Below are 13446 nucleotides of genomic sequence, written 5' to 3'. Positions count from 1 at the left end.
GAATGTCATATGATGTTGTTGTTTTAGGGAGTATTAATTTGGATGTAAAAACGTTAGTCAATAAATTTCCTGATCATGGGCATACAGCATCTGCCCAAAGTATTGAAATGCTTCCCGGAGGTAAAGGTTCCAACCAAGCTGTAGCTGTTTCAAAATTAGGGGGAGAAGTTGCTTTTGTGGGGGCTGTTGGCCAAGACGGCGCAGGTCAACAAATGCTCCAAAACTTAGAAAAAAATGGAGTAGAAACCGAATTTATCAAACGTACCTCCTCTGAAGGAACGGGAACATTTATAGTCATGCTCGATGAAACAGGTGAGAACACGATGGTCGGAACACTTGGTGCCAACGATACATTGACCAAAGAAGATATTGATTATGCAATGGACAAAGTAGAAGCTCCGGTTTTCTTGCTGCAAATGGAAACCAGCAAAGATTCGATTACCGCTGCTTTAGAAAAAGCAAAACAAAAAGATATGTTTATTATTTTGGATCCTGCACCTGCGGATGGTTATTTTGAAGCGGCGTTACAGTATGCCGACTGTGTAACACCAAACCAGCAAGAAACTGAAAAGATTACAGGAATAAAAGTAGACAGCGTCGAGGATGCACTTAAAGCGGCAGAAATCATTACTGAAAAAGGCGCGAAAAGTGTTGTAATAAAAATGGGGGCACACGGAAATTTAGTATATCAAAATGGAGAATCTGAGTTTATTGAATCACACAAAGTTCAAGCTGTAGACACAGTTGGAGCCGGTGATACATTTGCAGCTGGACTAGCTGTCCATTATGCTAAAAACAAAAACTTGGTGGAAGCAGTGAAGTTTGCTAATAAAGCTGCAGCTATTAAAGTAAGTAGAATGGGTGGGCAGGATGCCATCCCAACGGTTGAGGAATTGGATCAAAAAATTTAAATTTTATTTTATTAAATATATTAAGCAGACAATTGAGTGTCTTGTTTTCGGTCATTTACCGAAGATAAGCCACTCAATTTTGTTTTAATCCATTGAGATTCTTTGTGAAATAGGGTTGATGGCAATTTCAATTTTGACATTAACCCTATTTATTGTAAAACTTTAGTTAAGTGTATTGAAACATTGGTGTTTTTGATTAGGAATTATATTAGTTTAAGGAAATGAATAAACATATTTATATGTAACTAGATCAACTCCAATATTTGAATGAAACGTATCATTTTTTCTCAGATATATCTGTACAAATTCTTTTAAAGCGACTTCTTCTTTACTGTCTATAAAAACTTTTGGTTCATCCGACTAATTAGTATCAATAGATTGTTTTACTGTGGGATTACCGTCAAATAAAAAACATACAATAGATGATGAATTGGTAATCTCAACGAATCAACTCATAGAGATGATAGCTAAGTTGTTAGACTTAGAGATTCAGGAATTAAATATTCAAAAATTTTCATGATTTGTTACTGTAAAAAGAAGGAAGTTGAAATACAAGAAAATAGACCTAAAAAAACCAACTTTTAGTATCAAAGAAATGCAAAGAGATCACAGATAAAAAAACTGAATAGCTAGAAATAAAAAGAACAATTAAGTAAAGCTAGAAAATTACCTCTATAAAAACACACTCTTAGATTAAAAACTTCAGTTCAATACTTAAGAGCGTACTTTTATTATAGCAGGATGAAATTATAATACGTGGCTTTCAAGATGAACGTTTTGAGGCATTAAAGTGTAGTTGCCTTGATTAGTTGAAATCAACTCTAAATGCATGTATAAGCCATTACTTAAAATTATTTTACTGAAAGCTGTTAAAAGAATTATAGGATTAAATTATTTCTCTATGATGATCTATTAATGGTATTAAAAAGAAATGGATAATTAAGTGTATCCTAAGTATAATAAAAGTAAGAATTAACTATGACAGAGGTGATTCTGTGAAAGTAAAGAAATTTTACCGACCCCAACGGGAAGTTGCAGCTATTATTAATGAAATAGTTGATGAATATTGGGTAGATAATCTAACAGATGAAGAGTTAGAAGAAAATATAATTATGATTTATAAAAATAACCAACGTAAAATATTAAATAACGATGATTTTTCTACAATTCTTAACCAATAATGCGGTAAAAATCTATTAACAATAGTAGCAAATATAATTACTAATTAAAAACAAAGGAGGTGGCTTCTTGAAAGAAAATAATAACCTTTCGCTCTCAAATTTAAGTGATTCAACCCTTTTAAGAGAAAATGAATCTCTATTAAGTTTACTACTTAAGGATCAAACCACCGGTAAGAATATAAAATGGGGGACAGATAGCTATATTAATAATGGCCACTCATTCCGAGATGATCAAGAAATTAAAATAGATCTTATTACTGGATGGTATGAAGGTTTTATTCGACCGAGAGTAGATAAAGATATTGATATCCAACTTGAACGCCAACGAAATAGAGCAGAAGTTTTCACGCCATCATGGGTAATTAAATTACAAGTAGATGCAGCTCTAGAGAATATGGAAAAATTACCATTGGCTGATTTTATCCAAACTAAATGGCTTGAAATTACATGCGGGGAAGCTCCATATATGGTAAATCGTTATGATATGGAAACAGGAGAATTAATACCTTTAAAAGAACGATCGGGCTTCATAGATTTTAAATTTAAAAGATTAAATAAAGAAGTAGAATACGAAGAAGAATGGCTTAGGTTGGCACTTGAAATATTCAAAGCAAGTTATGGTTATGAATATCAAGGTGATTCTTTGTTGCTCGCTCGGGAAAATCTACTTCTGACATTTATTGATAACTATTTTTACATGTTCGGAGCTTTTCCAAAAGAAAAATTACTATTAGAAATCACTAAAGTAATTAGTCTTAATGTATTTCAAATGGATGGATTAACTTATGAAGTTCCATATTCAGTAGGTGCCCCTGAAGATAATGGGACTCAACTTAGTCTATTTGAAGAAGTTGAAGAAGTAGAAAACACTACACCTGAATTAGCTAAGATAAAACTTTGGAATAAAAATAAAATTGTGGAAGTTAAAAAAATATCAGAAAGGAACGAAAAAAACATGAAATTTGATGTTGTACTTGGAAACCCTCCTTATCAGAAGCCGTCAGATGTGAATAATAGACAGCAACCTATTTATCATCATTTTTATGATTCAGCGAAAAAAATTGGTACTAAATATTGCTTAATAACTCCAGCTAGGTTTTTATTTAATGCTGGCTTAACACCTAAACCATGGAATTTAAAAATGCTAAATGATAAACATTTAGAAGTTATGTATTACAATGCAAACTCGGCTGAAATTTTTCCTAATACTGATATAAAAGGTGGGGTAGCGGTATTATATCGTGATAGCACTAAAGAGAGAGAACCAATCAAGCAATTTATTCCTGATGAAAATTTAAGAAATATTGCAAATAAATTTGGTTTGAATGCAGAAAAACATCTTACATCTATAATGTATGGTGGTCGTTCAGCATTAAAGTTTAACGAAACATTTTTAGAAAAATATCCAAAATCAAAAAATGATAGATTAAAATACATTCAGAAAACTCGACCTACTGTTAAAGTTTTAAGCAAAAATGAGGAATATGAAATTAAATCCTCTACTTTTGAATCCTTAGAATATGTGTTTACTGAGAATAAGCCTCATGATACAACATTATTTTATAGAATTTTAGGACTATATGGTACTGCAAGAACTTGGCGGTGGATAGAACGAAAGTATTTAGAACCACGTAAATTAGAAAATAATATTGAAAAGTATAAAGTATTTATTCCGAAAGCAAATGGATCTGGTGACTTTGGAGAAATTTTAAGTCAACCGGTTGTTGGTAGACCTGGTGATTCCTCAACACCTACTTTTATTAGTATTGGAAAGTTTGATAGTGAAATTGAGGCTGAGAATTGTAGTAAGTATTTAAGAACTAAATTATTAAGAAGCTTATTAGGCATTTTGAAAATTACTCAAGATAACCCTCCATATAAATGGGCCTATATTCCAATTCAAGATTTTACGGCCGAATCAGATATTGATTGGAGCAAATCAATATCTGAAATTGACCAGCAACTATATAAAAAATATAGTCTCAATCAAGAAGATATTAATTTTATAGAAACAAATGTGAAGGAGATGGAATAATATGCAGACACCGAATATTAATACTAAGGCACGTATTATTCCAAAAATTTATGCTTATCGAACACCAAGTAACCTAGAGAAACATGGCTGGTTTAAAATTGGTTACACAGAGAGAGACGTGGATAGACGTATACGTGAACAAACCCATACGGCAGGTATAACTCCTGAAAAATTGTGGGATTATGTCGCTCGCTTTAATGATGGTTATTATTTCAATGATCATGATTTCCATGCTTACTTGGTTCGTAAAGGTATTCCTAGAGAGAGCGGCACTGAATGGTTTAATTTTGAAAATGATATAAGTAAATCAAAGCGAATGGTTTCGGCATTTATGTTAAAAGAAGATATTCATGAGTTAGAGGGTTATGTACAATCTGAAAGCTACGTTCTAAGACAAGAACAAGCCGAAGCTGTTGAAATGACTGCTGGATATTTCAGAAGTCGTGAGTCAGGAGAGTTTTTGTGGAATGCTAAACCACGATTTGGAAAAACTTTAACTACTTACGATTTGATTAAAGAAATGGAATTTTCAAATGTTTTAATATTAACAAACAGACCAGCAGTCGGAAATTCATGGGTGGATGATTACGAAAAATTTATTAAGTATGATAAAGAACATAATTACTATTTTGTAAGTGATAGTCCTGCAATTGCACACAGAGATATTTTAAGTCGGAATGAATACACAGAGAAATTAATAGATTTAGGGGGTCCAAACCAAATCGCTTTTGTTAGTTTGCAGGATTTAAAAGGTTCTGCTTACTTTGGAGGGGATTATCCAAAATTACGCTGGGTTAGAGACTTAAATTGGGACTTAGTAGTAATTGATGAAGCACATGAGGCTGTTGACACGAATAAAACTGAGTTTGCTTTAGAGAGAATTCAAACGGACTACATATTGCATCTTTCAGGGACCCCTTTTAAACAAATTGCTAGTGATAAATTTGAATCCAATCAAATATTTAACTGGTCTTATATGGATGAGCAGGAAGCCAAAGCGAACTGGGATGAAAGTGAAACTGATGAACATAATCCATATGAAGAATTACCTACTTTAAACATGTATACATATCAAATGTCGAACATGATTGTTAACCGAATTAAACTAGGTGCTGATTTAGATGAAGAGACGAATGTGGATTATGCTTTTGATCTGAATGAATTTTTTTCTACTGATGATAAGGGCAATTTAATTTATGAAGCAGATGTCTTAAATTGGCTAGATTCTTTAACAAGTAATCAAAAATATCCATTTTCTACTCCAGAATTAAGAAATGAATTAAAGCATACTTTATGGTTGTTGGATAGAGTAGATAGTGCCAAAGCCCTTGCTAATATTTTACGAAATCACCCCGTATTTGAGAACTATGAAATAGTCTCTGTAGCTGGAGATGGAAGACTCGAACAGATTAACGGAGAAGAGATAGAAGTTGATGAAGAGAATGTTGACGGTCGAAATAGTGCATTAGAACGTGTAAAAAATTCAATAGCTAATAATGACAAAACAATTACTCTCACAGTTGGTCAATTGACAACAGGTGTAACCGTCCCTGAGTGGTCTGGTGTTCTGATGTTAAGCAATGTGAAATCTCCAGCTCTTTATATGCAAGCAGGTTTTCGTGCTCAAAATCCTCATAAATGGTCGGATAGAGATGCTGAAGGTAATCCAGTAACTTATCGAAAGCAAAATGCTTACATTTTTGATTTTGCACCTGAGAGAACTTTGGACATTATTGATGAATTTTCGAATAATTTAAATAGTTCAACCTCCAGCGGAAGTGGAACAATGGAAGAACGTGAAAATAATATAAAGCGTTTGCTAAATTTCTTTCCAGTTATTGGCGAAGATACTGACGGTCAAATGACTGAATTAGATGCCAACCAAGTTCTCACTTTACCAAAAAGAATTAAATCACGAGAGGTAGTTCGACGTGGATTCATGAGTAACTTATTATTTAATAATATTGCAGGTATATTCCGATCTAAAAAGGCCTTAGATATTATCAATAAGTTTGAAAAAACAGAGCAGGGTAAATTAACGACAGATAAAGATAAAGTAGATTCGAAAGATGTAGAAGATTTAAACGTAGATGAAGAAGGAAATGCATTTGTAGAAGATGAAGTTGTCGATGGGAAAAGAGACAGACTTTTTGGTGACAAGATTTACGAGAGAAAAGAAATCGAGGAGATTGTTCAACCTACAGACATAGGTCTTACAGCCAATATTCAAGTTCGAGAAAAGTTAAGTGATGCCCTAAGCAAAGAATTAGAGCCAAGCTTTGATAAAATGCGTACGGAGTATGGGCTAACTATTAACCAACGGAAGGAAAAAGAGCGTGCTGCTAAAGAAAAGATCGATAAAGCAACCGAAACATTCGAAGCAGAGTTAAAAGCACGTCAAGCAGACCGTAAAGCCCAATTAGAAGATGACGGTGTGTTAAAAGATCCTAAAAAAGTCGAGGAAGAAAACAAAGCCTTTATTGAAGAAACTTATAGTGATCTGAAAGATAAAATAGAGGAAATAGTTTTAGAAACGACTACAGAGATCATAGAAGAACATGAAGTAAAACTAGAAGAGAAGAAAAAGAGTACCGTAGAAGATGATATACGATCAAACTTACGAGGGTTTTCTAGAGCAATACCTAGTTTTATCATGGCATATGGGAATGATGATTTAAATTTAATGAACTTTGATGAGTATGTTAGTGATGAAGTATTTTATGATGTTACAGGTGTTACATTAGATGAGTTCATTTTCTTACGAGATGGAGGTACGTATGTTGATGATGAAGGTGAAGAACAACTATTCAATGGTAACTTGTTTAACGAAGTAGTGTTCAATGAATCTATACTTGAATTTTTACGCAAGAAATCTGAGTTATCAAATTACTTTGAAGAGACGGAAGAGAATATTTATGACTATATTCCACCTCAAAATACCAATCAAATTTATACGCCTAAATGGGTTGTACAAAAGATGGTACAACAATTAGAAGATGAAAATCCAGGTATTTACGATGATTCTTCTAAGACCTTTATTGATTTGTATATGAAGTCAGGTTTATACATCACAGAAGTTGTTAAAAGGTTGTATAACAGTGAAGTAATCAAGTCAGAATTCCCTGATGATTATGACCGTCTAAAACATATCCTAGAGAACCAAGTGTATGGATTAGCTCCCACAGAAATTATTTATAGAATTGCGACAAGCTTCATATTTAGTGAATTGACTGAAGGAATTAGCCAAAAGAACTTTGCACAATTAGATGCTTATCCATACGCAGAAGATGGAACGTTAGAAGAAAAGTTAGATGAAGTGTTTGAATGATTTATTATGTTTTCGTTTATATCTCCAAAAGTATAAAGAATGATGGAAAATTTATAATTGCGGGAGTAGGGATTTAATGTGAAACTGTATTTAGTGTTAGAAAGAAGTAATTTATTCGAAACAGATGGTAAAAAATTTAATTTTAGTAAAGATTTAATTACCTATAGAGAAACAATCTATAATAAAGAAATTGAAAAATTATCATCGAATGAAATTGAAAAATTCAAACATAATGTATTTGAATCAATGAAGTACCCATTTCCTAGAAATGGGTTTGAATATATTAAAGATAAAGGACAAGAGTCATTAAATGTTTTAATTCTTGATTATTCACTTGAAAAAGCTTGGGAAAAAGATGTTAATGTAAAGAGTTTGATAAACTATATCGCATCATATTTTGAAGTAAATGAATACAGCGCTCCTTTAGAGACTTTAGATATGAGTCACGTAGGCTACACGCTTGAAATTGATTATTTAGGTCATTATGAATCCGAAAGTCTAGAATACTTACAGAATCTTTTTGATGAATATAAAATTGAATACAGGAAAATTTATGAAAAAACTTCTCAAATTAATGCCGGTGCATCAGGTGGCAGTATAAAAGTAATATTCGAAATTATCACAGCAGTTAAAGATATTACTACTGTTATAGGTCTTTTTAAAAAGAAATACCCTCATAATTATGATTTTATTCAAAGTCATAATATAAATAAAGTAAAAAAACAAATATCTGAAGATTATAAAATTCATGAAAGTCAGTTAGAATTAGAATCTATTGATTATAATGATGAAAAACGTGAAACCATTTATATATTTGAGTCTCGTAAATACCGTTATTATATAGTTTATGATAAAGGGAAATTAAAAAGTTCTTATCGTGAGAAAAAGAACAACTAAGATATATCTATCAGGCAGAATCCAACCGATTTTCTATTCTGATCCAATAGGTGCAGCATATAAAGAATTGGATGTGGATTGGTGAGAGGAGTGCATTCATTTTATGGAATTTTTTGACGCATTATTTAAAAGAAATAAAGACGATAAGAACGAACTCGTTGAACAAAACAATGAAGTTGCAAATGAAGTCCACATGCCTAATTTTGAAGTGCTTGCTACTGCAGAACAAGAAGTGCAAGCGTTAAAAAGAATACTTGAGCCTTCAGTAAAGAAAGCTGTTAAGGAAATAGTGAGAAAAGGGATAGAACCTGAAAAAATCTATAAGGCAGTCATTCCACCAGAGATGGTTGAAGGAATGAAAGATGGGAAATTGCAATTCATGAAAAGTCTGAATGGCAGTTTATTGCCAAATATTGTGGATGAAAACAATCAGATTGTAAAGAAAGTTCGATTAGAGGAAATGGAACTTTTCACTCAAGATTTAAATGCAGTCAATCAATTAAGTGATAAAATATTAAATCATAAATTAGATGCTCTTTCAGATCAGATGGATGTCATCATTGATCTAGCAAGAGAAATCAATCAACAATTGAAACATAAAACTTATGCGAAAGTTATTAGCGCTGTAGAAACGATTAATCAGTCCAATTTAGACGAGAAGCGAAATACGAGGCAACAGTTACAAAATCACGCACAAGTTTTGCTAAATGAAGCGATAGCTACTCTAAGACTAGAAATAGAAATTAATCTTCAATATTTTAGTGATTGGGAGAAACGAACTCCATTTTTTAATACCTATACAACTAAAACGTTAGAACGTAGATTTAATCAGCTCATGGAAGATTATTTATTTTTTAACAATGCAAAGAGTTCACTAGTTAAGTTAAAAAGATCGCAAGGTATAAGTATTGAACAGCTACGATCAATGACAAATGATTTGAGAGAAATTGACCTTCAATTTAAAGATATAGGTATTAGAAGTTGGCTACCGCCTCAAACCAATGAGAATAGGTGGCAACATGATTTGGTGGGTCAGATGGAGATGAATAATGCTCGATTAGTCATCGAATATAAGGTAGATGAATTCCTAGAAGAAGGAAGTGAATTAGAGAATGGCGAAATGTAAAAAGAAAAATTGTCCGAATCAAGTCGAAGAGGGTAAGAAGTATTGTAAGTTTCACCAGGCTAAAAGAGAAGATTTAGGTAAAAAACTACTCGGATTGGCACCAGCAGTAGTGATGGGTGGAATAGGATTATTTAAGAAAATCAAAAAATAACTATCAGTTGATGATTACTAAAAATAAAAATCTACATTATATTTTTAATAACAAGTTATCTTAGGCAAGGAGTTTGATCATTGAATACAGATTGGAAAAAACTAAAATTATCATCTAGTGGTCTACCAACATGGGATTCTTTTATACCTTATATATTAGAAATATTAAATAATGGCGAAGAAACTACGAGAAAAGTTATTGTAAATCGCGTACTTGATTATTCAGGACTACCTGATGATTTAAGAAGCAAAGAGTACTCGAAAAGTGAGAGTGGCCAGAGTATCTTAGCTAATCGAATAGGTTTTGCATTAGGTGATTTATACAAGGCAAATGCGATTAACCAACCTAAACGAGCAGTGTATCAAATTACAGAAAAGGGAAAAGAATTATTAAAAGAATACCGAGATTCATTAACGACAGAGATTTTACAGAATCAACCCGAGCACAAAGCATACATGGAAGAACTCGAATTAAGAAATAAGAGATCTGAAGATAAGTCGAAAGTTGGTGCTGAGACTAATGTAAGTTTCACTCCTTCAGATGAAGAAGATAATCCTCAAGAAATTGTTGAGAGATTAATTAATGAACGGAATAATGAAGTAGAAATTGAGTTATTAAATAAACTTCACGAAACAGATCCTATCTTTTTTGAGAAACTGGTCGTGAAATTATTAGATACTATGGGATATAGTGGGAAGAATGGTAACGTTACAGTGACTACTCAGTCAAATGATGGGGGAATCGATGGGATAATTAATCAAGACCCTCTAGGAACGAGTACTGTTTATTTACAAGTGAAAAGATATGCTGAACAGAATGTAGTTGGGAGACCAGCAGTACAAGGTTTCTATAGAGCGCTAGCAAGTGTTAACGCAGATCGAGGTGTATTTATCACAACTTCTAGTTATACAAAAGGAGCGCTAGAATTTGCGAGAAATCAAGGGATAGTATTGATTGATGGAATTCAGCTAACAGAATTAATGATTGAATATAAAGTTGGCGTAGAACCCGCACAAGAATATGTGTGTACCAAATAAACTATGATGATTTTGAGGCTGATGAGTAAAAATAAATCTTTACCTCAAAGTGGATGAGGGGTTAAACCATGAATAAATTCAAAAATATATATATCGATTTATATAGGCCTATATTTACTAACACTGGATTATCGATTAAAGAAGTTAAACATTTAAAAAAAGTCGATATATACACAGAAGTCAGTATACAGAAAATCGTTTTTACACTAAGACAACTAATTTTTGATAAATATGGCGATGGTCTGTATATAATAGCTGAAGAATTTGATTCTTTTTGTTATCTAAATGTTCATATATATTTTGGTGAAGATATAAGTACTTTAATTGATTATTTACACTTTATATCTAAGGATGTTCCAGAAGTAATTGAAGATCAAACAAATGAATTAGATGAGACAGATGAAGAAGTATCGTTCTTATCGTTTGAGTGGGCTGCTCCTGAAGAAATAAAAGATTATGAATTAACTATCAATTCAAGTAAATCCGAATCAAAGCGTTACTTAGTAGGGCAAAGTGCATTTGAACGTGGAGCTGGTGACTACCATCAATTTTTTATTTTTATTATCGGTGCAATTGCGACGGGCGCATTAAGTGAAATTGGAAAATGTTCTTATGAAAATATTATAAACTTAATTAAAAATGAAGAACGTGTCTCTGTTGTGGAATTTAATCCTAAGATTGTGATTGACTATGTTGTTTCAATTAGTGGTGTGAATAGAAGAAATCTTAGAATCACAAAAATTTCACCTATTAATAATAAGGAAGTTCAGATTAATGTGTCGAGTCGATATAAAAATTTCTGCCTTGAATATAATAAGACCAGTAAATCAATCACCTCTTACCAGGAATCAGACAAAACTCAAACTATGATTTAAGCAACAGAAAACAATTTGAACAAAGTATAAATCTAATTAATCATTCTAAGTTAACGAACTTCTGTTTTTTTGTTATAACTATTTATTAAGAAAATTAGTATGATTCTATAAAATGTTGGAAGGGTAATTTATGAAAAAGAACAATGAACAAATAGAAAAAAAGCAGTTAGAGTCTTAGAAGATGTACTGGAATCCTCATCAAGTATACAAACCTTTTTTGATAGTAATGATAAAACTCCTATATTTGATGGATCAGTTTTTTTATACGATATTAAAGAAGGTGCAAATAGAACTAAGGAAAATTTTAATAATGAAATCAAAATTCAGATAAAAGGGACTACAAACAAAAGAATTAACAAAAACAATAAATTTTCGATAGATAAATCTGATTTACTAGGATTTAAACGAATTGGCGGGGGACTATTCTTTGTAGTTTACATTGACTTTCCAAATAAAACAGAAACTATATTTTATAAAGATTTACTTCCTTTTGATTTGCAAAATTTTGAAGAAAATAAAAGTAATAAAATATCTTTAAAGTTTAAAAGATTCCCTGTAAATGTAGATGGAATTATTACAGTGTTAAAAACTTTTATACTACATAGAAGTAGACAGTCTCCTGATATACTCAATTTACCATTAAGTAATTTAGATGGTAAGCAATTAACGACTACTTTTATTGGTAGAAAGGAATATATAGAAAACAATCAAAGAGAGCTTTTAAATCAAGAGCCCATCTTATACTATAAAAATGGGTCTGGATTAAGTATTCCAGCCGGAAGAATTATAGCTGATTCTGTTTATTCTGTTAAGGAAGTTGATGCTAAATTATACGATGGAAAAAAGTTGAAGAGTTACATTACCATCAAAAATGAAGAAGAAGCTGAAATAAATATAGAAGAGTTTCTCTTTTTAAATATCCATAAAGAAACAGTTAAAATCACTTTTACAATATCTCGACAAGATACATTAGATCAAATAATATCAGTATTACGTAAAATGGATAACATAATTAGATTTGGCATTTATATCAATGACTACCTCTTTAAAATTGATAAGACAATTACTGAGAATAGCGATGAAACATTTGATGAGACTTTTAACAATATAAAATCTCAATTTATTGATTTAGATCGGATATTTACTAAATTAAAAATTGATAAAAACTTAAATTATTTTGAAATGAGTGATAAGGAAATAGACCAACTTACAGAATTGGTTCATATTTATAAAGGTCATTTTCCAGATGAAGCAGTCGTAAGGACTATTAGTGTATTAGATAATTTATATTATTTATTAATCACGGATAAAGATATACACAACATGTTTTATATTAATGATGAAATTTTTATTAGATATATTTTAGATGACGAAGAAGGAGAAACCTATCCAAGTCTAGTTCCATTTGACAATTTAGAAAAAGTAGCTGACTATAACTATAAACACATATTTGAAGATGTTGAGAGGATTTTTACTACCAATAATAAGCCATATTTTTATATCAATCAATACTTATTGAATACTATATCAACTTATGATCGTAGTAAACAAGAAGAGTTTTACAAACTTTCAGAATTAATTGCGGAACTACTACTTGACAAAGGAAAATCTACAGTAAATTATATTAACTACTTTCAAGTTATACTTAGAAAAAGAAAATTATCTAAGGTGGAAATAAATCTTCTTAATGATTTATTGGACGTCTCTCAACAACAGCTTGAGACTATTAGTCTACGTATACTACTTGAAGAAAATGTAACAAATGAAATAAAAACTCTTAAAAAAGAAGATGAAGATTTATTAAAAACTTGGCCGATTTATAACTTAATTTGAGACGGAAATTTCAAGTTGAAGTTAGCCACTTATCGTAAACAATGTGTTACCTACTAACTTACTGTATTGGTC

10 protein-coding genes are annotated in these 13446 nt (G+C 31.4%); all 10 read left to right on the top strand.

Annotated features, from left to right (window positions below; all coding sequences use genetic code 11):
* Positions 1 to 2: 2 nt before the first annotated feature.
* The 10 genes from rbsK to ACFO5Y_RS07440 all read left to right on the top strand — a co-directional run bounded on the left by rbsK (position 3) and on the right by ACFO5Y_RS07440 (position 13374).
* A complete protein-coding gene (rbsK, locus tag ACFO5Y_RS07485; RefSeq protein WP_197104932.1) occupies positions 3 to 911 on the top strand; it encodes a ribokinase in 909 nt (302 codons plus the stop codon).
* Positions 912 to 1906: 995 nt separating this feature from the next.
* A complete protein-coding gene (locus ACFO5Y_RS07480) occupies positions 1907 to 2092 on the top strand; it encodes a TIGR04540 family protein (protein ID WP_197104931.1) in 186 nt (61 codons plus the stop codon).
* A 67-nt stretch (positions 2093 to 2159) separates the two neighbouring features.
* Complete coding sequence (locus ACFO5Y_RS07475) at positions 2160 to 4127, top strand: Eco57I restriction-modification methylase domain-containing protein (protein WP_197104930.1); 1968 nt, start codon at positions 2160 to 2162, stop codon at positions 4125 to 4127.
* A 1-nt stretch (position 4128) separates the two neighbouring features.
* Entirely contained in the window at positions 4129 to 7455 is a 3327-nt protein-coding gene (locus ACFO5Y_RS07470) for a DEAD/DEAH box helicase family protein (protein WP_197104929.1), read from the top strand.
* Between the two features lie 78 nt (positions 7456 to 7533).
* On the top strand, positions 7534 to 8352 hold the full coding sequence (locus ACFO5Y_RS07465) for a hypothetical protein (RefSeq protein WP_197104928.1): 819 nt from the start codon (positions 7534 to 7536) through the stop codon (positions 8350 to 8352).
* Between the two features lie 103 nt (positions 8353 to 8455).
* Entirely contained in the window at positions 8456 to 9478 is a 1023-nt protein-coding gene (locus tag ACFO5Y_RS07460; RefSeq protein ID WP_197104927.1) for a hypothetical protein, read from the top strand.
* Complete coding sequence (locus ACFO5Y_RS07455) at positions 9465 to 9629, top strand: hypothetical protein (RefSeq protein WP_197104926.1); 165 nt, start codon at positions 9465 to 9467, stop codon at positions 9627 to 9629. Before ACFO5Y_RS07460 ends, ACFO5Y_RS07455 begins: the two co-directional genes overlap by 14 nt.
* Before the next feature lie 80 nt (positions 9630 to 9709).
* Positions 9710 to 10666 carry a restriction endonuclease gene (locus tag ACFO5Y_RS07450; RefSeq protein ID WP_231606927.1) on the top strand — a complete coding sequence of 319 codons (957 nt, stop codon included), beginning with the start codon at positions 9710 to 9712 and terminating at the stop codon, positions 10664 to 10666.
* 68 nt (positions 10667 to 10734) lie between these two features.
* Complete coding sequence (locus tag ACFO5Y_RS07445) at positions 10735 to 11541, top strand: hypothetical protein (RefSeq protein WP_197104925.1); 807 nt, start codon at positions 10735 to 10737, stop codon at positions 11539 to 11541.
* A gap of 495 nt (positions 11542 to 12036) precedes the next feature.
* Positions 12037 to 13374, top strand: a complete 1338-nt coding sequence (locus tag ACFO5Y_RS07440) for a hypothetical protein (RefSeq protein ID WP_197104924.1) — start codon at positions 12037 to 12039, stop codon at positions 13372 to 13374.
* The last annotated feature ends 72 nt before the right edge of the window (positions 13375 to 13446 follow it).

This window comes from Ruoffia tabacinasalis (assembly GCF_042652985.1).
GTDB lineage: Bacteria > Bacillota > Bacilli > Lactobacillales > Aerococcaceae > Ruoffia > Ruoffia tabacinasalis.
This window is presented reverse-complemented; position numbering and strand designations above follow the sequence as displayed.

What these genes read in the sequence shown, in the direction of transcription:
- ACFO5Y_RS07445 (WP_197104925.1), top strand. Translation starts at nt 10,735, where the DNA reads ATGAATAAATTCAAAAATATATATATCGATTTATATAGGCCTATATTT.
- ACFO5Y_RS07470 (WP_197104929.1), top strand. Translation starts at nt 4,129, where the DNA reads ATGCAGACACCGAATATTAATACTAAGGCACGTATTATTCCAAAAATT.
- ACFO5Y_RS07460 (WP_197104927.1), top strand. Translation starts at nt 8,456, where the DNA reads ATGGAATTTTTTGACGCATTATTTAAAAGAAATAAAGACGATAAGAAC.
- ACFO5Y_RS07455 (WP_197104926.1), top strand. Translation starts at nt 9,465, where the DNA reads ATGGCGAAATGTAAAAAGAAAAATTGTCCGAATCAAGTCGAAGAGGGT.
- rbsK (WP_197104932.1), top strand. Translation starts at nt 3, where the DNA reads ATGTCATATGATGTTGTTGTTTTAGGGAGTATTAATTTGGATGTAAAA.